The organism is Alcanivorax sp. NBRC 102024, from assembly GCF_001602235.1.
In the GTDB taxonomy this organism is placed as follows: Bacteria; Pseudomonadota; Gammaproteobacteria; order Pseudomonadales; family Alcanivoracaceae; genus Alcanivorax.
The window spans coordinates 242842-264352 of record NZ_BDAS01000004.1; the positions used below are offsets into that span (position 1 = coordinate 242842).

Annotated in this window: 18 protein-coding genes; 11 read left to right on the plus strand and 7 right to left on the minus strand. The window is 60.5% G+C overall.

All coding sequences use genetic code 11. The annotated features are described in order from the left end of the window. Positions 1 to 40: 40 nt before the first annotated feature. Positions 41 to 892 carry an SDR family NAD(P)-dependent oxidoreductase gene (locus A0251_RS09045; protein WP_062816530.1) on the minus strand — a complete coding sequence of 284 codons (852 nt, stop codon included), beginning with the start codon at positions 890 to 892 and terminating at the stop codon, positions 41 to 43. 231 nt (positions 893 to 1123) lie between these two features. On the opposite strand from A0251_RS09045, the gene A0251_RS09050 reads away from it, so the two are divergent. After that, the gene (locus A0251_RS09050; RefSeq protein WP_062816531.1) at positions 1124 to 2032 is read left to right on the plus strand and encodes an oxidoreductase; all 909 of its coding nucleotides are present in this window, start codon (positions 1124 to 1126) and stop codon (positions 2030 to 2032) included. Positions 2033 to 2134: 102 nt separating this feature from the next. Continuing rightward, positions 2135 to 2857, plus strand: a complete 723-nt coding sequence (locus A0251_RS09055; protein WP_062816532.1) for a YebC/PmpR family DNA-binding transcriptional regulator — start codon at positions 2135 to 2137, stop codon at positions 2855 to 2857. 50 nt (positions 2858 to 2907) lie between these two features. On the opposite strand, the gene A0251_RS09060 is transcribed toward A0251_RS09055, so the two are convergent. The 6 genes from A0251_RS09060 to mfd form a co-directional block, all read right to left on the minus strand. After that, positions 2908 to 4023 (minus strand): dihydrolipoamide acetyltransferase family protein, encoded by a 1116-nt coding sequence (locus tag A0251_RS09060; protein WP_062816533.1) that lies wholly within the window; start codon positions 4021 to 4023, stop codon positions 2908 to 2910. A 253-nt stretch (positions 4024 to 4276) separates the two neighbouring features. Further along, on the minus strand, positions 4277 to 5284 hold the full coding sequence (locus tag A0251_RS09065) for an alpha-ketoacid dehydrogenase subunit beta (RefSeq protein ID WP_062816534.1): 1008 nt from the start codon (positions 5282 to 5284) through the stop codon (positions 4277 to 4279). Continuing rightward, positions 5277 to 6338: a pyruvate dehydrogenase (acetyl-transferring) E1 component subunit alpha gene (gene pdhA, locus A0251_RS09070; protein WP_082810812.1), complete on the minus strand. Its 1062-nt coding sequence runs from the start codon at positions 6336 to 6338 to the stop codon at positions 5277 to 5279. The genes A0251_RS09065 and pdhA overlap by 8 nt, the downstream gene beginning before the upstream one ends. 20 nt (positions 6339 to 6358) lie before the next feature. Next, complete coding sequence (locus tag A0251_RS09075; RefSeq protein WP_062816535.1) at positions 6359 to 7411, minus strand: Glu/Leu/Phe/Val dehydrogenase dimerization domain-containing protein; 1053 nt, start codon at positions 7409 to 7411, stop codon at positions 6359 to 6361. 368 nt (positions 7412 to 7779) lie between these two features. Beyond that, entirely contained in the window at positions 7780 to 8373 is a 594-nt protein-coding gene (locus tag A0251_RS09080; RefSeq protein WP_062816536.1) for a peptidoglycan binding protein CsiV, read from the minus strand. 246 nt (positions 8374 to 8619) lie between these two features. After that, positions 8620 to 12096, minus strand: coding sequence for a transcription-repair coupling factor (mfd, locus tag A0251_RS09085; protein ID WP_062816537.1), 3477 nt, complete (start codon positions 12094 to 12096; stop codon positions 8620 to 8622). 168 nt (positions 12097 to 12264) lie between these two features. Here mfd and tesB point away from each other — a divergent pair, with 168 nt between their 5' ends. The 9 genes from tesB (at position 12265) to nqrF (ending at position 21506) form a co-directional block, all read left to right on the plus strand. After that, positions 12265 to 13143, plus strand: a complete 879-nt coding sequence (tesB, locus tag A0251_RS09090; RefSeq protein WP_062816538.1) for an acyl-CoA thioesterase II — start codon at positions 12265 to 12267, stop codon at positions 13141 to 13143. Then, positions 13140 to 13727 (plus strand): uracil-DNA glycosylase family protein, encoded by a 588-nt coding sequence (locus tag A0251_RS09095; RefSeq protein WP_062816539.1) that lies wholly within the window; start codon positions 13140 to 13142, stop codon positions 13725 to 13727. Before tesB ends, A0251_RS09095 begins: the two co-directional genes overlap by 4 nt. 145 nt (positions 13728 to 13872) lie before the next feature. After that, positions 13873 to 15312, plus strand: coding sequence for a glyceraldehyde-3-phosphate dehydrogenase (locus A0251_RS09100; RefSeq protein ID WP_082810813.1), 1440 nt, complete (start codon positions 13873 to 13875; stop codon positions 15310 to 15312). A gap of 270 nt (positions 15313 to 15582) precedes the next feature. After that, positions 15583 to 16929, plus strand: a complete 1347-nt coding sequence (locus A0251_RS09105) for a Na(+)-translocating NADH-quinone reductase subunit A (RefSeq protein ID WP_062816540.1) — start codon at positions 15583 to 15585, stop codon at positions 16927 to 16929. A 2-nt stretch (positions 16930 to 16931) separates the two neighbouring features. Then, positions 16932 to 18164 (plus strand): NADH:ubiquinone reductase (Na(+)-transporting) subunit B, encoded by a 1233-nt coding sequence (locus tag A0251_RS09110; protein WP_062816541.1) that lies wholly within the window; start codon positions 16932 to 16934, stop codon positions 18162 to 18164. Continuing rightward, positions 18165 to 18962 carry a Na(+)-translocating NADH-quinone reductase subunit C gene (locus A0251_RS09115; protein ID WP_062816542.1) on the plus strand — a complete coding sequence of 266 codons (798 nt, stop codon included), beginning with the start codon at positions 18165 to 18167 and terminating at the stop codon, positions 18960 to 18962. Beyond that, positions 18962 to 19627 carry an NADH:ubiquinone reductase (Na(+)-transporting) subunit D gene (locus A0251_RS09120; protein ID WP_062816543.1) on the plus strand — a complete coding sequence of 222 codons (666 nt, stop codon included), beginning with the start codon at positions 18962 to 18964 and terminating at the stop codon, positions 19625 to 19627. Before A0251_RS09115 ends, A0251_RS09120 begins: the two co-directional genes overlap by 1 nt. 12 nt (positions 19628 to 19639) lie before the next feature. Further along, positions 19640 to 20260, plus strand: a complete 621-nt coding sequence (nqrE, locus tag A0251_RS09125) for an NADH:ubiquinone reductase (Na(+)-transporting) subunit E (protein WP_062816544.1) — start codon at positions 19640 to 19642, stop codon at positions 20258 to 20260. 16 nt (positions 20261 to 20276) lie between these two features. Beyond that, entirely contained in the window at positions 20277 to 21506 is a 1230-nt protein-coding gene (nqrF, locus tag A0251_RS09130) for an NADH:ubiquinone reductase (Na(+)-transporting) subunit F (protein ID WP_062816545.1), read from the plus strand. Positions 21507 to 21511 lie beyond the last annotated feature (5 nt).

The window sequence follows — 21511 nt, forward strand, 5'->3', positions numbered from 1 at the left end:
CCGTATAGGAAGTGGCAGGAAATGCCGCGAGGTGGTCTTGCTAGCGATTCGATTCGATATCGCGCACCAGGCGGTGAATTTTATCGCTTCGCGCCAGTAGCGCATCGCTGAGGGGGCTCATCACCCCGCGCAACATGGACAAGGGTTTCCAGCGGGCCGGGGCAATGATAGCGGCGGAACGGGTTGCCAGGCCGGCAACCAGGGCAGTGGCAATTTCCTCGGGTTGCACCTGCTTTCTCAGTACGGCAGGAAAGGCGCTTTCAATCAACTCGGAGGCGGTGGCATGACCCCCGAAGGCGAGATCGGTGATCGGTGTTGCGGTCCAACCCGGATAGAGCACGCTGGCGCTGGCGCCGGTACCCGCCAGCTCAGCCCGCAAGGCCCTGCCGAGCATTTCCACAGCGGCCTTGGAGGCGGCGTAGGGGGCATTGACCATGCCGTTGACGAACGAATAGATGGAGGAGGTAATGACAATCTGGCCATGATTCCGCTGCACTTCCGGCAGGGCTGCACGCAGGGTGCGCCAAACGCCGAACAGATCCACGTCGATAATTTTCTCGAACTCGTCCTCATCGCAGCTGGCGATGGTTGCGGGATTGTTCCGCCAGGCAATGCCGGCGTTGGCAAAGGCGATATCGAGACGGCCAAAGTGCGCGACGGCTTGCTGAACGACAGCTTTTGAGGCGGCAGCATCAGTGACGTCGAGGGGCACGGCGAGTACCCGGGGGGCATCAAATTCTGCGGCGAGCAAATCCAGGGACTGCTGGGATAAATCCGTCAGCACCAGATTCGCGCCTTTTGAATAAAGCGCTCGCGCGCTGGCAGCACCAATGCCGCCGGTTGCGCCGGTGATGAGAACCACCTTGCCATTCAGGTCATACTTCTTGCCCACGTGTTGATCTCCCAGTCAATCGTTGTGCCCGGTGATCATCACAGCCATCACCGGTGGGTCAAAACAAGCACAGAACCATACCACTGATGCTCAGTCAGGGTCTTGTGGATTCACCAGTTGCCGATCTCAGGCTTTCCCTTTGGTGTCACACGATTGGCCCAGCAGGAAGGGGTGGCGATAGCCGCTGCCGTGCACAATCATTTTCATCACAACGACAGGAGAGGTTCTCGTATGGGCAAATCCAGCTGGCGGCCGGAGATGATTCCAGATCTTTCCGGCAAGACGATTCTGGTCACTGGCGCCAACAGCGGTATCGGCCTGGAAGCGGTGAAGTTGTTCGCCGGCCGGGGCGCGGAAGTGATCATGGCCTGTCGAAACGCGGACAAGGCCAACGCGGCGGCACAGGCGGTGAAAGCGGTAGCCCCCGGGGCCCGACTGTCAATCATGGCGCTGGATCTGGCGGATCTGGCCTCGGTGAAGGCCTTTGCCGAGGCGGTAAAGCAGCGCTTTGCCACCCTGGATGTGTTGCTCAACAACGCGGGTTTGATGGCGCCGCCGTTGCAGCGAACCCGGGATGGTTTCGAAATGCAGTTTGGCACCAACCACCTGGGGCATTTTGCGTTGACCGGTCAGTTAATTGAGCGTCTGGAATCCGCCGATGATCCGCGAATTGTGCAGATATCCAGCCTGGCCCATCGGGGCGGGAAATTGATGTGGGGGAATCTCAATGCGGAGAAACGTTATTCCCGCTGGCCCTTCTATTGTCAGAGCAAGCTGGCCAACCTGATTTTCGCCAAGGACCTGCAGCGTCGCTTGCAGGCATCCGGCTCGCGCATCCGGGTCATGGCCGCCCATCCCGGCTATTCCGCAACCCACCTTCAGGATACGGTGCCCGGCGGGGGGCTGTTCAACAAGATCATGGCGCAGTCTGCACAGATGGGGTGTCTGCCCGGTGTCATGGCTGCCACCAGCGATGCGGTAGAGGCGGGTGGCTATTACGGTCCGGATGGCAAGCTGATGGAGTTACGCGGCTATCCCGCCCCGGCCTTTGCCCGCAAGATCACTGACAACCAGGCCGTTGCACAGCGGTTGTGGGAGGAATCGGAGCGGTTGACCGGGGTGCACTATCTGAATGATTAGCTGTCAGGGGGCATGGCGAGGAGAGGATGCGTCGGCCGTAGGTAATTTCCGGGTTTTCCCCTAGAATCTGCGGCTGACTATCACTCTCGGAGCAAGTATCCCATGGGCCGCGCCTACCAGAACCGAAAAGAATCCATGGCGAAAACCTCGGACATGAAAGCCAAGGTTTATAGCCGCTATGGTCGTGAAATCTATGTCTGTGCCAAGGCAGGTGGCCTGGACCCATCCGCCAATCTGGCCCTGCGTAGTTTGATCGACCGGGCCAAGAAGGATCAGGTGCCGGGCCATGTGATCGAGAAAGCCATCGACAAGGCCAAAGGGGGTGGCGGCGAAGATTTTGCGCCGGCCCGTTACGAGGGCTATGGCCCCGGCGGTTGCATGGCGATCATCGAATGCCTGACGGACAACCCCAACCGCACCTTCGGGGATGTACGGGTGGCGTTTACCAAGACCAAATGCAAGATCGGCACCCAGGGCACCGTGGCCCACATGTTCGATCACGCGGCCATTTTCGTGTTCCGCCACGATGATGAAGAGGCGGTGCTGGAAGCGCTGATGGAAGCGGATGTGGATGTCACCGATCTGGAAAACGAAGACGGAATGCTGACCGTGTTCACCCCGAACACCGAATATGCCAAGGCCCGCCAGGCGTTAACCGCGGCTTTCGAAGGGATCGATTTCGAGGTGGACGAGATCCAGTTTATCCCGCAGAGCTATACCACGGTGAGTGGTGATGATCGGGAGTTGTTCGATAAATTCCTGGCCATGCTCAACGATCTGGACGATGTGCAGAACGTCTATCACAACGTGGATCTGGCTGAATAAAACGGCCCGTGCAGGTGCCGTCAGCAAAGATGGCACCTGCAGCAAGGCTGTTAATGACCCAGGTCAGCCAGTAGCGCGGCCAGAAAACGGGCTGCCTGGCCGCCGTTCAGAGCACGATGGTCAAAGGTGAGACTGACCGGCAGTTGCCAATCCTCGAACCACTCCCCGTTGCGAATACCCGGCTGAGCAAAACGTTTACCGGCACCCACAATGGCCACCTGGGGAGGCACTACAACCGGGGTGGCATAACGACCGGCCAAGGTACCGAAGTTGCTCAGGGTCAGGGTGGCGCCTTGCAGTTCCCTGGCGGGAATTTTTCGCTGCTCCACATCCCGGCGCAGGCGATTGAGGCCTTGCCGAAGGTCAGAGGGTTCCCGGTTGGCCACGTCCCGCAATACCGGTACAAAAAGACCGTCCGGGGTATCCACGGCAATCCCCAGGTCCACTTTCTCCACCAATCGCATGCTGAGCTGCTCTCCGTCGAACCAGGCGTTCACCGCTGGCTCCGCCTGGCAGCCGGCGACGATGGCACGGATCAGGCGCAGGGTAATATCAGTGTCCTGCGGCCAGTGGCTGACGCTGACTTGATCGAACAGACTCACCGGCACCACCTGTTGCCCGGCGCGGGTCATGGTCTTTGCCATGGTGCGGGCCACGCCCTTGAGTGGGGTGCTGTCGCCGTGGCTGTGTTTCAGGTTGGCGTGCTGCTGCACATCCTCCAGGGTAATGCTGCCCGCCGGGCCGCTGCCCTTGATCTGGTCCAGATTGACGCCCAGGTGACGGGACAGGGCGCGAATGGCGGGGGTGGTGCTGTTGAGAGCGCCTCCTGATGGGCGGGTGTCCGGTACAGCACCGACCACGAAACTGTCCGGGTTGTCCGCATCTTCCTGGCTCTGCAGGTTGCCTACCACTGTCTGGCTGCCGCTGCCCTCGTCGCCAGCATAAGCCAGCAGCGGTTCGCCGGTATGCACCAGATCGCCGTTGGCCACGAACAAGGTGGCGATGATGCCGTCCCGGGGAGCGGGGATATCGACAATGGCCTTGGCGGTTTCCACGCTGAGCAGCAGGTCATCCACCTTCACGGTGTCACCTTCTTTCACGTGCCACTCGACGACTTCCGCTTCCTGCAAACCTTCGCCCAGATCGGGCAGGGTGAAGTAGGGCATTATTCGCTCCTTGGTCACTCGCTGGCATGCAACACGCTTGACGCCGAGACGCCGGAGACGGTGTCTTTCCGTAGGAGCGTCGCTGACGGAGCGATAACCCAACAGGAACGAGTTGCGAGAAGCGAGTTTCGAAAATCAAAACCCTGTATCTGGGAAAGCCAGGTTTTCGCTTCTCGTTCCTCGTATCTCGAGACTGGGTTATCGCGCCGCGAGCGACGCTCCTACGGAGGCTCTGTTCCGTGCCAGCCTTCCCTCAATACTTCAGCGTCTCCTTTGCCGCCGCCACGATACGTTCCACGCTCGGGATGTAATGCTGCTCCATGGCGAAGTAGGGCATGGGGCAGTCGTAGCCGGTGACCCGCTCTATGGGGGCGAGCAGATGCATGAGCGCGTCGCTGGCCAGGGTGGCGGCAATCTCGGCACCGAAGCCACCGTTGAGGGGCGCTTCGTGGACGATAACCACGCGGCCGGTCTTGCTGGCGGTGGCGATCAGGGTGTCCCTGTCCAGCGGGTTGAGGCTGGCCACGTCGATCACTTCCGCCTTGATGCCTTCGGCGGCCAATTGCTCCGCCGCGGCCAGGGTTTCATGAATCATGGCGCCCCAGCTGATCAGGCTCACGTCCTCGCCGGCACGCAAGGTAAAACAGCGATCCAGTGGTAGCGGATCATCATCCAGTTCCACCGGTAGCCGTTGCAGGCGGTAGAGCCGTTTCGGTTCCAGAAACAGCACCGGGTCCGGGCAGGCGATGGCGGCGCGCAGCAGGCCATAGGCCCTTGCCGGCGAAGAAGGAATCACTACCCGCAGGCCCGGGATATGGGCAAACAGGGCCTCGGTGCTTTCGCTGTGGTGTTCCGGGGCATGGATGCCGCCGCCGAAGGGCGCGCGGATCACCAGCGGGCAGCTCAGCCGGCCCCGGGTGCGGTTGCGCAGGCGGGCGGCGTGGCTGATCAGTTGCTCCAGGGCGGCGTAGATAAAGCCCATGAACTGGATCTCGGCCACTGGTTTCAGGCCCTGGCTGGCCATGCCCACCGCCAGCCCCGCGATCAGGTTTTCCGCCAGCGGGGTATCCATGACCCGACGGAAGCCGAATGTCTCTTTCAGCCCTTCGGTGGCACGGAAAACGCCGCCGTTGGTGGCGATGTCCTCGCCCAGTATCACCACGTTTTCATCGGCCTCCATGGCGTGGCGCAGGGCCTGGTTGACCGCTTCCAGCAGATTGAGCGGAACGCTGGTGTCCGGGTGTGGTTGGGCGCTATGCATGGTGGCCTCCCGGTTGTTGTTGCAGCAGACGTTGCCGTTGTGGCTTGAGGGCCTCGGGCAGCACGGCGTAGAGGTAGTCGAGCATGTCGGTGGGGGCCTGTGGTGGTTGGTTCAGGTAAGTCTCCACCGCGGTATCCACCCGTTGCTGACACTCGGCCAGCCACTGCGTTTCCTGCTCCGCATCCCAGTGACCGGCGTCTGCCAGGGCCTGGCGCAGCCGTGCCACCGGTTCCCGTTGCCAGGCGGCATGGAGGTCGCTGGCCTTGCGGTAACGGCCGGCGTCGTCGGCGGTGGTGTGGTCGCTGAGCCGGTAGCTCACCGCTTCAATCAGGGTGGCGCCCTTGCCGTGGCGGGCCTTGTGCAGGGCGTAATCCAGCGCTTCCAGCAGGGCGGGCAGGTCGTTGCCGTCCACCTGGAAGCCTTCGATGCCAGCGGCCACGGCTTTCTGGGCGATGGTGTCGCTGGCGGTCTGCAGGCTGCGTGGCACGGAGATGGCCCATTGGTTGTTGTTGACCATCACCACCAGCGGCAGCTGCCAGACGCCGGCCACATTGAGGGCTTCATGGAAGTCACCCCGGGAGGTGGCACCATCGCCGCAGGTGGCCAGCACGGCGGCTTTTGCGTGGTCCAGTTTGGCCTTGGTGGCGATGCCGGCGGCCTGGGTGAGCTGGCTGGCGATGGGGACGCAGTTGGGCAGGTCGCGGACGGCGGGGGTATCCGCCGGAAAGGCATTGCCGCGCTCGTCGCCGCCCCAGTACTGCAGGATCAGATGCAACGGTACGCCGCGCAGGTATTGGGTGGCGTGGTCCCGGTAGTAGGGCACGAAGACATCATTATCTTGCAGGGCCATGCCGCCGGCGGTGGCGATGGCTTCGGCGCCCAGGCAGGAGGCATAGGTGCCCAGCTTGCCGGTGCGTTGCAGATTCACCGCCTTCTTGTCGAAGGTGCGAATCAGCGTCATATGGCGGTAGCCGTCCACCAGCCGTGGCCAGTCCGTGTTCTCCGGCAGGTCCGGTAGTCGGTGGTGCATGTCGTAGGGCGTAGACGTGAACATGGCATCCTCCTTGGCGGCGTTCAGGCGGCTTCCCAGGCGTGCTTGCCGGTGTCGCCGTGAAGGCGCTGTTCGGCCTGCCGGTCGGCCATCTGTGCCGGACTGAGATGGTGCTGGTCCGCCTGGTCCAGTAGCTGGCTGAGGGTGCGGCCAATGCCGAGCACTTTCTGCCGGATAGTGCTGCGGTCTTCCTGCCGGTGGCCCAACGCCAGCGATATCAGACCGCCAGCGTTATTGAGGTAGTCCGGTGTGTAGAGGATGTCGCGCTGGCGTAGTCGTTGCGCATCGTCGTCGCTGGCCAGCTGGTTATTGGCGGCGCCCACAATCAACCCGGCGTGCAGGCGGGGGATGGTATCGGCGTTCAGCACGCCGCCCAGGGCGCAGGGCATGAAGATATCGCAGGCCACGTCGTAGAGGCTGTCGGCGGGTACCCACCGGGTATTCAGGCGGTCTGCCAGCCGCTGGGCCCGGCGCGGGTCAAGGTCCGCCAGGGTGAGTCTGGCGCCGGCCCGGGCCAGCATCAGAGCGAGCTGGCTGCCCACATGGCCCAGGCCCTGAATGGCGATGTGCAGGCCCTTGGCCCCGTGGCGCTGGAAGCGGTGGCGGATACCCGCATCCAGGGCGGCGAATACACCCAGAGCGGTATAGGGTGACGGGTCCATGCCGTCGCCGGAAAAGCCCCATACATGGCGGGTTCGGGTGGCTACCTGGTCGAGATCGGTGATTTCCGTGCCGGCGTCCATGGCGGTGATATAGCGCCCGCCCAGGCGGTTAACGGCGTCGCCGAAGGCACGGTAAAGGGCAGCCCGGTCGTAGGGTTTGTCTGGTTCCATGATTACCGCCTTGCCGCCGCCCAGTGGCAGGCCTGCCAGGGCGGCCTTGTAGCTCATTCCGCGGGCAAGACGGCAGACGTCATTCAGGGCGGTGTGTTCATCGGGGTAGGGAAGACAGCGACAGCCACCGAGGGCAGGGCCCAATCGGGTGGAGTGCAGGGCGATCAGGGCGCGCAGACCGGTTGCCGGATCCCGGAATTGGTGGAGTTCGGCGGCGTCGGTCTGTTCGAGGGTAACGAACATGGCAACGGCTCCTTTCCCGGTGGGGCGGGTAGGCCCGTACGGGAGCGTATTGTGAGGGCCGGGTAAGGCCCTTGGGTTTACTTTAGCGCGGGAAACGGCGGTGCGCCTGTACGGATCTGTTATTTCTGACAAGCGGTGTTATGGGGTGGGGGAATAAGGTGGCACGGTGCGGGACAGTGGTGAATGGCCACCGTAGGAGCGTCGCTGGCGGCGCGATAGTTCAATCCAGTTGCGAGTGACGAGAGACGAGGAGCGAAGACCGGGCTTTCCCTGCCCCCTGGGTTTTGATTTTCGAAACTCGCTTCTCGCAACTCGTCACTGTTGCGTTATCGCGCCGCCAGCGACGCTCCTACGGCTGGGCCGGGGTTCTAGCGGGTAATTCGCACCAGCATGCCGAACATGGGATGGTCGAAGTAGTAGACTTCGTGGCCGGTGAGGCGGCGGCTTTCATCAATTTTCACATAAAAGCGCTGGCCATGACTCTGGGTATTGAACCAGATGCGGGGCTCCACATGCACGTAGCGGGACTGGTGGAATTGCAGGGTGCCTTCCAGTTCCGGAACCTGGCCGTCATCGGTGCTGAGGCTCTGGCCGCCGCGCAGGTAGACCGGCACCGTCTCGCTCTTGTTGCCGATGGGCTGACGCCAGGCCTTGTGGTAAAGCTGGCGATACTCGCCGGTGCCGGCCATGCGCTCCATCATGTACTGCAATACAGTCTGATCCTCCGGTAAAGGCTGCCAGGCACCCTGGGACAGAGCATCCGGGTCGGCGTACTCACTGACTTGTGGTTCGCCAATGGTGACCGAGTGAGAGGCATAGCGTGGCTGCAGATCCGCGGGCCAGATTTCGTCGCTGCCGCCGTGATCGCGGGCAAACACCAGCACTTCGATGTTGTACCAGCTCTGGGCAATGGCGGCGTTGGCCACGAGGGCCAGCACGACCAGAAAGAATGCGCGAAGCATCGGAAACTCTCCTTTGATGGCCCGTGCGCAGGCCTTATCGTGATGCTGACGTGGGAGCGGGCATTTCCTGTTGCCTGTGGAACCCGGCTTGGCGGCAGAGAGTTCCGGTGCCTTCCTGGTGCTGGTCGCCTCATCCGGATCAAGGCGTTTCCCCTTACGCACCCACATCGTTTGTTATTGCAATGACTATAACCAGTTCACACTTCCGGTTCACGACCAACAGTCTGACCGGTCGGTTTTCACGGGTTAGCTGCCCGTATCCTGTTTGATACTCTGGGCGGACAGGCGCTTGAGCAGGGCGTCGACCACCTGAATGCGTTCCTCGGCATTGTCACTGCCCTCTACAAAACGCAGCGCATTGGCCCCTTCCAGCTTGAAGCGGTTGGGCCCGGACTGGACCAGTTTGACAATGGTCAGCGGGTCCACCGGTGTACGCTCGCCAAACTCCAGCTTGCCGCCGCCGGCGTGAGCATCCAGTCGAGTGATGCCCAGTCGTTCTGCCTGCTGACGCAGCTCGGTCACCGCAAACAGGTTTTTCACCGGTTCCGGCAGCAGGCCGAAGCGGTCGATCATCTCTACCTGCAGCTCTTTCAGGCCATCGCGGGTCTTGCAGCCGGCAATGCGCTTGTAGAGTGTCAATCGGCCGAACACGTCGGGCAGGTAATCCTCGGGAATCAGTGCGGGAATTCGCAGGTTCAGCTCCGGGCCACCACTGAGGGGCTTTTCCACGTCCGGTTGTTCGCCCCGTTTCAGGGCTTCCACCGCCTGTTCCAGCATCTCCATGTAGAGACTGAAGCCGATGGTTTCGATGTTGCCATGCTGCTCTTCGCCCAACAGTTCCCCAGCGCCACGAATTTCCAGATCCTGGCTGGCGAGCATGAAGCCGGCCCCCAGGTCGGTGGCCTGTTCGATGGCCTCCAGTCGTTTGAGGGCGTCCTTGGTCATTGCCTTGGGGCTTGGCGTGATCAGATACGCGTAGGCCTGGTGATGGCTGCGGCCAACCCGGCCACGCAACTGGTGCAGCTGAGCCAGCCCCAGCTTGTCCGCCCGATCAATGATGATGGTATTGGCGCTGGGCACATCGATACCGGTTTCGATGATGGTGGAGCAAACCAGCACATTGAAGCGACGGTGGTAGAAGTCGCTCATCACCGCTTCCAGTTCCCGCTCGCGCATCTGCCCGTGGGCAATCCCTACCCGGGCGTCGGGGACCAGCTTGCGGATGTCCTCGGCGGTCCGCTCCATGGTGTCGATGTCGTTGTGCAGGTAATACACCTGCCCCCCCCGGAGCAGCTCACGGAGCAGGGCCTCCTTGATGGTGGTGTCGTTGTGCTGCTGCACGAAGGTTTTTACGGACAGGCGTTTCTGCGGCGGGGTGGCGATGATGGAGATGTCGCGCATGCCGCTGAAGGCCATGTTCAGGGTGCGGGGGATCGGCGTGGCGGTGAGGGTGAGAATATCGCACTCGGCGCGCATCTGCTTGAGCCGTTCCTTGTGGCGTACCCCGAAACGGTGTTCCTCGTCCACGATGATCAGCCCCAGGTCGCTGAACGACACGGTTTCCTGCAGCAACTGATGGGTGCCCACCAGGATATCCACTTTGCCTTCTTTCAGGCGTTTGAGGACCTGGGTCTTGTCCTTGGCGCTGCGGAACCGTGACAACACTTCGATATTCACCGGCCAGTCGGCAAAGCGGTCGGTGAAGGATTCGTAATGCTGCTGGGCGAGCAGGGTGGTGGGCACCAGCACCGCTACCTGGGTCTGGTTTTCCACCGCCACAAAGGCGGCGCGCATGGCCACTTCGGTCTTGCCGAAGCCCACATCGCCGCACACCAGCCGGTCCATGGGTTGGCTGGATTGCATGTCGGCAATCACCGAGGCAATGGCGGCCTGCTGGTCCGGGGTTTCCTCAAAGGGGAAGCCGGCGCTGAAGCGCTCGTAATCGCTCATGTCCACGTCGAACTGCTTGCCCTGGCGGGCCTCGCGGCGGGCGTAGGTGTTGAGCAGTTCCGCGGCCACATCGTGGATTTTTTCCGCCGCCTTCTGCCGGGCCTTGCTCCACTGCTCGGTGCCCAGCCGGTTGAGCGGGGCAGTATCGCCGCCGCCGTAGCGGCTGATCAGATGCAGAGAAGAGACCGGCACGTAGAGTTTGTCGCCGCCGGCATATTCCAGCAGCAGGAATTCATGTTGCTGGCGGTCCACTTCCATGTGGATCAGGCCCAGATAGCGGCCCACGCCGTGTTCCAGATGCACCACCGGGGAGCCTTCCGTGAGCTCGCCCAGGGAGCGGAAAGCCTGCTCGGCGGCGCCATCGTCGCTGCTGGATTTACGGCGCCGGCGTTGCAGGACGCGCTCCCCGTAAAGGTCGTTTTCGGTGACCACCAAGAGTTCATGTTCGGGGGCGTAAAAGCCCGCATCCAGCTCGCCACGGGTCAGGCTCCAGCGCTCCGGCCGGGCGATAAAGTCCGGCCAGTTGTCTTTCAGCGATGGCTGGATGCCGATTTTCTGCATTAGCTCCAGCAGGGCCTCCCGGCGGCCGGCGGTTTCCGCACAGAGCAGAATGCGGGTGTCCGGATGGGCGTCGGCGAAGGTATGCAACAGGGCCAGCGGATTGCTGGCGCGCACGTCGGCGGTGAGTGCCGGCATGGCTGCCACGTCGAACTGGATGGCATGTTTCCTGTCGGCATCACTGCCGGTCTGCCTTGCCCGGGGATGTTGCTTGAGGGAGGCGCCCAGCTCCTCCGGACGCAGGTACAGTTTCCAGGGTGCCAGAATGGGCCGGTGGATATCGTGGCGGCGGGATTCATAGCGTTGTTCCACGTCCGCCCAGAAATGCTCCACGGCACCTTGGCTGCCGGCCATTTCCACCAGCCGCACATCGTCGGGCAGGTAGTCAAACAGGGTGGCCATGTGCTCGAAGAACAAGGGCAGGTAGTACTCCAGCCCCGGCGCCGACAGGCCATCGGACACATCCTGATAGAGCGGTACGCCGCGGGTGTCCACGTCAAAGGTATCGCGGAAAGCCGTGCGAAAGCGGCTGATGCCGTCAGCGCTGAGCGGGTATTCCGCCGCCGGCAGCAGGGTGATCTCTTCCACCTTGCCGGTGGAGCGCTGGCTTTCCGCGTCGAACAGGCGCAGGGATTCGATCTCGTCGTCGAACAGCTCAATACGGAAGGGTTGATCCGCGCCCATGGGAAAGATATCCATGATGGCGCCGCGTACGGCGAATTCACCATGTTCGTAGACGTTATCCCGCTGTCGATAGCCACAGGCCACCAGCCGTTGGCGGGTCGCTTCCATGTCAAAGGTGTCGCCCACCTTGAGCAGGAAGCTGTTGCCGGTGATGTGCAGTGGTGGTGCCAGCCTCTGCATCAGGGTATTCACGGGGACGACCAGGATGCCCTTGTGGCTGGTGGGCAGTTGGTGAAGCACGCGGATACGGTCGCTGATAATGTCCTGATGGGGGCTGAACAGGTCGTAGGGCAGGGTCTCCCAGTCCGGAAACAGCATCACCGGCGTCTGGCTGCCCGCCAGGTAAAAATCCAGTGAGTCGGCCAGGTGCTGGGCACGGCTGCTGTTGGGGGCCAACACCACAAAAAGATGGTCCTGGCTTCGGGCCAGCTCGGCCAGCACCGCAGCCAGGCTACCGCTGTCCAGCCCGGCCCAGTCTTTGTAGTGCTCGGGGCCGGTGGGGAAAAGAGGGCTGTCAGGGAGTAACTTCATTAAGACCCGTTTCCTGCGTGTTCGGTGGGGTATCAGGCGGCGTATTGTAGCGGTGAGGGGCTTCCCCGGCCATTGCAGCGTCAACCGGGGCTCCTGCAGGGTGGGGGCTGAACATGCGGGCTGACAGCGGTTAAGATGCGGTTTTGTTTTTTGCGCTGAGGATTGGCTATGAATGCATCGGTTCGGGAACTGATGGCGCTGTTTGACCTGGAGCAGCTGGAAAATAATTTGTTCAGGGGGCAAAGCCAGGCCAACGGCCAGCAAAGTGTGTTTGGGGGGCTGGTGGCAGGGCAGGCGTTGCTGGCGGCGTCGAAAACCGTGCCAGCTGATCGTTCCGTGCACTCCTTGCACGCCTATTTCCTGCGGGCCGGAGATTTCACCAAGCCCATTGTCTACGATGTGGACCGCATTCGGGACGGCAGGAGCTTTACTACCCGCCGGGTCAACGCCATCCAGCATGGCCGGCCGATTTTCTCGCTGGCGGCGTCGTACCAGGTCGAAGAGGAGGGCGTTGCCCATCAGGCGCCCATGCCGGAGGTGGCCGGCCCGGAAGGCCTGGAGAATGACGAGGCGGCCCGGCAGAAGCTGGTGGCACGGTTGCCGGAACAGTACCGCGAAGCCTTTCTCCAGGATCGGCCGGTGGAATTCCGCCCGGTCACGCCCCGTGATCCGATTTCTTCCCAGCCGGAACCGCCGCTGCGGGAAGTGTGGTTCAAGGTGGTCGATTCGGTGGAGGCAGACCCCATGACCCAGCGGGCGCTGCTGGCCTACTGCTCGGATTTCGGGCTGATGGGGACCGCCATGCTGCCCCACGGCATGAACTTCTGGCAGCCCCATGTGCAGTGCGCGAGCATCGACCATGCCATGTGGTTCCACGGGGATTTCCGTATTGATGAATGGCTGCTGTATCGCAGCGAGAGCCCCTTTGCCGGAGGCTCCCGGGGGATGAATTTCGGTTCCATCTATCGCCAGGACGGCACCCTGGTGGCCTCGGTGGCGCAGGAAGGGCTGATGCGTCTGCACCGTTCGGACAGCCCGGTGGCATGAGTTCACTGATTCCTTTATTGGAGGAGGTCCGGGCCTGCCGGTTGTGTGAGGCCCATCTGCCTTTGGGGCCGAACCCCGTGGTGCGGGCAGGGCAGAGCGCCCGGTTGCTGATCGTGGGGCAGGCACCGGGCACCCGGGTCCATGAAACCGGCATTCCCTGGAATGATCCATCCGGGGACCGTCTGCGTGACTGGCTGCAGATGGACCGGGAAGCCTTTTATGACGAAAACCAGATCGCCATTATTCCCATGGGGTTCTGTTACCCGGGCCGTGGCAAGGGGGGCGACCTGCCGCCCAGGCCGGAATGTGCTCCCCAGTGGCATGAACGGTTGCTGGCGGAGCTGCCGGATCTGCAGCTGACCCTGCTGGTGGGGCAGTATGCGCAGAAATACTACCTGCCGTCGCCGGGCAAGACCCTGTCGGACAATGTCCGGGATTTCCAGCGGGCCCTGCAGTCTGGCTACTTCCCGCTGCCTCATCCGAGCCCGCGAAACCGGCTATGGCTGCGCCAGCGGCCCTGGTTCGAGGAAGCGGTTTTACCGGTGTTGCGTGAACGTGTGAAAGCATTGTTCGTGAAACCGTAATATCCCCGCCATTTGGGTGGATAAACGTGGCGTTTGGCGATATTATTCGCGCCCCAAACTCCACCGCCGGTGAACGCAGAAACCGGGCATTTCGGTGCCAGCCACGGTTTTCTTCACCCGAACCCAACCTGAGAGGGGCATCTCCGTGAACAAACTGGAAGACCACTTCGGACGCTGGAAGAACCGCGAAGAAATCGCAGAAGCCATGATCCCGATGATTGGCAAGCTGCATCGCGAAAAGAACGTCACCACCACTGTTTACAGCCGTTCCCTGGTCAACAAGTCTGTTATCCAGATCCTGAAAGCCCACCGTTTCGTCAAGCAGGTCGAAGATTCCGAGCTGTCTGTGGTGGATTCCTTCCCGATTCTGCAGGAAGTGAACAAGCTGGACCTGGGCCCCTGCCGCATTGATATCGGCAAACTGGCGGTAGAGTACAAGAAAGACAACCGCGGCCTGTCCGTTGAGGACTATGTGCGCGAAGAGCTGGCGGAAGCGGTCAATAACAAGGGGCCGGTGCCCAGCTCCACGGACGTGGTGCTGTACGGTTTTGGTCGTATTGGCCGTATTCTGGCCCGTCTGCTGATCGAGAAAGCCGGTTCCGGTGACGGCCTGCGCCTGAAAGCCATCGTAGTGCGTGAGTCCGGCAAGGGTGACCTGCAGAAGCGTGCCAGCCTGCTGCGTCGTGACTCCGTGCACGGCCCGTTCGCCGGCACCATTGCCGTGGATGAAGAAGAAAATGCCATCATCGCCAACGGCAACTTCATCAAGGTGATCTACTCCAGTGACCCGTCTGCCATCGATTACACCGCGTACGGCATCAATAATGCTGTGGTGATCGATAACACCGGTAAGTGGCGCGATGCGGAAGGTCTCTCCCAGCACCTTCAGTGCAAGGGCGTTGCCCGTGTCATGCTGACCGCGCCGGGCAAAGGTGATATGAAAAACATTGTTCATGGCGTGAATAACGACATGATCGAGGACAGCGACAAGATCATCTCCGCTGCCAGCTGCACCACCAATGCCATCGTGCCGCCGCTGAAGGCGCTGGAAGACAAGTTCGGCATCGAATACGGCCACGTGGAAACCGTGCATTCCTACACCAACGACCAGAACCTGCTGGATAACTTCCATAAAGGTCCTCGTCGCGGCCGCTCTGCTCCCCTGAACATGGTGCTGACCGAAACCGGTGCGGCGACGGCTGCTGCCAAGGCGCTGCCGTCCCTGAAAGGGAAGCTCACCGGCAACTCCATCCGGGTACCGACCCCGAACGTGTCCATGGCGATCCTGAACCTGACCCTGGGCAAGGAAACCACCCTGGAAGAACTCAACGAGTACCTGCGTTGGGTGAGCCTGCATTCTCCGCTGCAGCGCCAGGTGGATTTCGTCAGCAGCCCGGATGCGGTCTCCACCGACTTCGTGGGTTCCCGTCACGCTTCCGTGATTGATGCGGAGGCTACCATTGTCAGTGGGCGCCATTGCGTACTGTACGTGTGGTACGACAACGAGTTCGGTTACAGCTGTCAGGTGTTGCGCATCCTGCAGCAGATCTCCGGGGTGGAATACCCGGCGTATCCGAAGGACTGAACGGCGTTTGAATAAAAAGCCCGCGCTGCGGGCTTTTTTTCGGTGCATGACCGGCTTTTCTTTTGCACCAAAGCAGTTCTGTGCGACGAAAGACGGGTCGGACGGTGCTGGCGGATGGGCAGGTGCGTCTTTATAATGGCGCCGCTGGCAGCTGCTAGCTCCCAAGTCAAATTCCGGTTTTAGCGAACATCCTCGGCATTTTCCCCGCTTTTCGGGGCTTGCAGGCGGATGTGCCTCGACTTCAGCAACACGCAACGTGGGCGAGAAACTATGATTAAAGTCAGGAAGGGCCTGGATCTGCCCATCGCTGGTGCGCCGCGCCAGACGATTGAGGAAGGCCACCAGGTTCGTTCTGTTGCCGTGCTCGGCGGTGACTATGTGGGCATGAAACCCACCATGGAGGTCCGCGAAGGCGATGTGGTCAAAAAAGGCCAGTTGATCTTCACGGACAAGAAAACCGAGGGTGTGAAATACACCGCTCCTGCAGCGGGCAAGGTGGTGGCGATCAATCGTGGCCACAAGCGCGTGCTTCAATCGGTGGTGATTGAAGTGGCCGAGCAGGAAGACGAAGTCACTTTTGATTCCTACAGTGCCGACCAGATTGGCGGTTTGGACCGTGAAACGGTCCAGCGTCAGCTGGTTGACTCCGGCGAGTGGACCTTGTTGCGGACTCGCCCCTTCGGCAAGGTACCGGCGCCGGGCAGTATTCCGAACTCCATCTTCGTTTCCGTACTCGATACCAACCCGCTGGCCCAGGAGCCTGCGCTGGTTATCAAGGAAAACGAGCAGGCTTTCCGTCATGGCCTTGCCGTGCTGAGCCGTCTCACCGATGGCCCGGTGTGGGTATGTCGTGGCCCCAACACCGATTTGCCAAGCTTTGCCGGCGGTCAGGTCCGTGAAGAAGCCTTTGCCGGCAAGCACCCGGCAGGCAATGTGGGTACACACATTCATCACCTGGACCCGGTTAGCCTGAAGAAGACGGTATGGTCGATCGGTTATCAGGACGTGATTGCCATCGGCAAGTTGTTTACCGAAGGCAAAATCTATTCCCAGCGGGTGGTGGCTCTGGCCGGCCCGCAGGTGAAAACACCGCGTTCCTTGCGTACCCGCGTGGGCGCCAGCACCGATGACTTCGTTCAGGGTGAGCTGAAAGAGGGCGATAACCGCCTGATCAGCGGCTCTGTGTTCGGCGGTCATAATGCTCAGGGGCCGGTGGCCTTCCTGAACCGCACCGTGAATCAGGTGACAGTGTTGTCTGAAGGCCATGAACGTCAACTGCTGGGGTATATCTCCCCGGGCGTGAACCGCTTCTCGGTCATGAACATCTACTTGTCCAAGCTGATGCCGGGTAAGCGCTTCAACTTTACCACCACCACCAACGGTTCCGAGCGGGCCATGGTGCCGGTGGGCGCCTACGAGGAAGTGATGCCGCTGGATATCCTGCCAACCCAGTTGCTGCGTGCTCTGATTGTTGGCGATACCGACAGTGCCACGGCACTGGGCGCGCTTGAGCTGGTGGAAGAAGACCTGGCCCTCTGCACCTTTGTGTGCCCGGGCAAGTACGAATACGGTCCGATTCTGCGCGACAATCTCACCACCATTGAAGCGGAGAGCTGAGCATGGGCATGAGAAGTTTTCTGGACGACAAGGTTGCCCCGCATTTTCACGAGGGCGGCAAGTTCGAGAAGTATTACACCTTCTACGAAATGTTCGACACCATGCTGTACACCCCGGATTCGGTGACCCGGTCCTCCGCGCATGTACGTGATGGTATCGATCTCAAGCGGATCATGATGACGGTGTGGTTCTGCGCTTTCCCGGCAATTCTGTTCGGGCTGTGGAACACCGGTTATCAGGCCAACCTGCAGATTGCTGAAGGCTTCAGCCCGATTCCCGGCTGGCGTAGCGATCTGGTCATGGCGCTGGCAGGCTTTGATGCCTCCAGTCTGTGGTCGAACCTGCTGCACGGCATGGTTTACTACGTGCCGATTCTGATTGTGGTCTATCTGGGTGGTTTCATCTGGGAAGGCCTGTTTGCCTGGAAACGCGGTCACGAGGTGAACGAGGGTTTCTTCGTTACCGGGATCCTGTTTACCCTGATTCTGCCTCCGGCCATCCCGTTGTGGCAGGTGTTCCTGGGGATTTCCTTTGGCGTGGTTATCGGCAAGGAAGTATTTGGCGGTACCGGCAAGAACTTCCTCAACCCGGCGTTGGTCGGGCGGGCATTCCTGTTCTTCGCTTATCCGGCAGAAATGTCCGGTGACGCGGTATGGACGGCAGTGGATAACTTCTCCGGTGCGACGCCGTTGGCGCTGGCCGCCGCCGGGCAGCTGGATTTCGCCAGCAACCTGACCGCCGATGCCGGTGCCAACATCTCCTGGATGCAAACCTTCCTGGGCGGTATTCAGGGCTCCATCGGTGAAACGTCCACCCTGGCGATTCTGATCGGTGGTGCGGCACTGTTGCTGACCAAGGTGGCCTCCTGGCGCATCGTGCTGGGCGTATTCCTGGGCATGGTGGCACTGAGCACCCTGCTGAATGCGGTGGGTTCCGCCACTAACCCCATGTTTGCCATGCCCTGGTATTGGCACCTGACCGTGGGCAGCTTTGCCTTCGGCATGATCTATATGGCGACCGATCCGGTATCGGCTTCCATGACCAATACCGGCAAGTACATCTTTGGCGCGCTGATCGGTGTCATGGTTGTTCTGATCCGGGTGGTGAATCCGGCGTTCCCGGAGGGTGTGATGATGGCCATCCTGTTCTCCAACCTCTGTGCGCCGTTAATCGACCACTTTGTTGTACAGGCGAACGTTCGTCGTCGTCTGCGCCGGACCGGGGGAGAAGTGTAAATGTCAGCGAATAAAGAAAGTGTAGGCAAGACGCTGCTGGTTGCCTTTCTGGTCTGTGTGGTATGCGGTGTGGTGGTTGCCACCGCAGCGGTAAGCCTGCGGCCGGTACAGAGCAAGAACCAGCTGCTGGACAAGCGCATGAACATCCTGCAGGCCGCTGGCCTGTACCAGCCCGGCGTGGATGTGAACACGGTGTTCAAAAGTATTGAACGTCGTTTTGTCGATATCGATACCGGTGAATACGTCGAGATGCCGGAATCCTATGACCAGCGTAAGGCTGCCAAGGATCCCCAGCGTTCCGAGCGACTCAGCGGTAAAGAGGATATCGCCGGCATCAAGTCCCAGGCGAAGGTAGCGGAAGTGTTCCTGGCCCGTGGTGATGACGGCGAGCTGAGTCGCATCATTCTGCCGGTTCACGGCTATGGCCTGTGGTCCACCCTGTATGGTTTCCTGGCACTTGAGCCGGATGCCAACACCGTGTCCGGTCTGGGTTTCTACGAGCACGGTGAGACTCCGGGCCTCGGTGGTGAAGTGGACAATCCGAAATGGAAAGCCCTGTGGGAAGGCAAAAAGCTTTACGGTGAGCAGGGTGAAGTGGAAATCCAGGTGGTCAAGGGTTCCGTGGACAGCAAAACGCCGAATGCCGAGCACAAGGTGGATGGTCTTGCCGGTGCAACCCTGACCAGTAATGGTGTCAGCAACCTGCTGCGCTTCTGGGTCGGCGAAAACGGTTTCGGTCCCTACCTGAAGCGCATGCAGAACGGTGAAGCGGTCGTACAGCAGGAAGGAGACGCGTAATGGCGGAGAAAACCAAGGACATTCTTTTTGGTCCGATTTTCGACAACAACCCCATCGCGTTGCAGATCCTGGGTATCTGCTCCGCCCTGGCGGTAACCAGTAACTTGAGCACCACTCTGACCATGTGTATCGCACTGACCGTGGTGGTGGCGTTCTCCAACTTTTTTGTGAGCTGCATCCGTAACTCGATTCCCTCGAGCATCCGGATCATCGTGCAGATGACCATTATTGCCTCGCTGGTAATCGTGGTGGACCAGTTCCTCAAGGCCTACGCCTACAGCATTTCCAAGCAGCTGTCCGTGTTCGTGGGGCTGATCATCACCAACTGTATCGTGATGGGGCGTGCGGAAGCCTTCGCCATGAAGAATCCGCCGATCCCGTCCTTCCTGGATGGTGTGGGCAATGGCCTGGGTTACTCCGTGATCCTGCTGGGCCTGGGCTTCATCCGTGAACTGCTGGGTGCCGGCAGCCTGTTTGGTCAGCAGATCCTGACCAAGGCTGCAGATGGTGGCTGGTTCGTGACCAACGGCATGATGCTGTTGCCGCCGAGTGCCTTCTTCCTGATCGGCCTGTTCATCTGGGCGATCCGGGTATGGAAGCCGGAACAGGTGGAAGAAGATACCTTCAAGATGAAGCCACACACCCGTGTCAGCGACGCGTTTTAACGGAGACGAGGAATGTTTGAACATTATCTGAGCCTGTTCGTCCGCGCCGTCTTTGTTGAAAACATGGCGTTGGCCTTCTTCCTGGGCATGTGTACCTTTATTGCCGTGTCCAAGAAGATCCAGACCGCAATTGGTCTGGGGGTTGCGGTGGTAGTGGTACTGACCATTACCGTGCCCGTGAACAACCTGATCCTTACCTACCTGCTGGACGAGAACGCCCTGGCCTGGACCGGGATTGAATCCCTGGCCAGCCTGGACCTGCGTTTCCTGGGCCTGCTGAGCTATATCGGCGTTATCGCCGCACTGGTGCAGATCCTGGAAATGACGCTCGACAAGTATGTACCCAGTCTCTACAACGCTCTGGGCATCTTCCTGCCGCTGATCACCGTGAACTGCGCCATTCTGGGTGCGTCCCTGTTCATGGTGGAACGTGACTACACCTTTGGTGAATCCATGGTCTACGGTGTCGGTGCCGGGGTTGGCTGGGCACTGGCGATCACGCTGTTGGCCGGTATTCGCGAGAAGCTGAAATACAGTGATGTGCCGGACGGCCTGAAGGGTCTGGGTATCACCTTCATCACCGTGGGGCTGATGTCTCTGGGCTTCATGTCTTTTTCCGGCGTGCAGCTGTAAGCGAAGGGGTTGAATCATGAGTTTTGAGATTATTCTCGGTGTGGTCATGTTCACCGCCATTGTGCTGGCACTGGTGGCGGTGATCCTGATGGCCCGTTCCCGGCTGGTGGCCAGCGGGGATGTGCACATCAACATCAACAGCGATGAAGAGAAATCCATCGATGCCCCTGCCGGTGGCAAGTTGCTGGGAACCCTGGCCAATCAGGGTATCTTCCTGTCTTCTGCCTGTGGTGGCGGTGGTACCTGTGCCCAGTGCAAGTGCAAGGTGCTGGACGGCGGTGGCGATATTCTGCCCACCGAAGAAGGCCACTTCACCAAGGGCGAAATTCGCGACGGCTGGCGCCTGAGCTGCCAGGTGAACGTGAAGCAGGACATGAAGATCGAAGTGCCGGAAGAGTTCTTCGGTGTGAAAAAATGGGAGTGCGAGGTTATCGCCAACGATAACGTGGCCACTTTCATTAAAGAGCTGACCCTCAAATTGCCGGAAGGCGAGAACGTGGACTTCCGCGCGGGTGGCTATGTGCAGCTGGAAGCGCCGCCGTTCGACGTGAAATTCTCCGATTTCGATATTGGCGAAGAGTACCGGGGTGACTGGGAGCGTTTTAACTTCTTCGATCTGAGCTGCAAGAACAATGAGGAAGTGATCCGCGCCTACTCCATGGCCAACTACCCGGAAGAGAAGGGCATTCTCAAGTTCAATATCCGGATTGCCACGCCGCCTCCGGGTTCCAAGGACATTTCTCCGGGCATCATGAGTTCCTACGTGTTCAGCCTGAAGCCGGGTGACAAAATTACCGTATTCGGGCCCTTCGGTGAGTTCTTTGCCAAGAAGACCGATGCGGAAATGGTGTTCATCGGTGGTGGTGCCGGCATGGCGCCCATGCGCAGTCATATTTTCGATCAGCTGAAGCGTCTCAATTCCAAGCGCAAGATCAGCTTCTGGTACGGTGCCCGAAGCTGGCGTGAGACCTTCTACAACGATGAATATGACATCCTGGCCGAAGAAAACGACAACTTCGAATGGCATCTGGCGTTGTCCGATCCCCAGCCGGAAGACAACTGGACCGGGCTCACCGGCTTTATCCATAACGTGTTGTACGAGCAGTACCTGAAGGACCATCCGGCGCCGGAAGACTGCGAGTACTACATGTGTGGGCCGCCGATGATGAACGCCTCGGTGATCAAGATGCTGGATGACCTGGGTGTGGAACCGGAAAACATCCTGCTGGATGACTTCGGCGGATAACACCG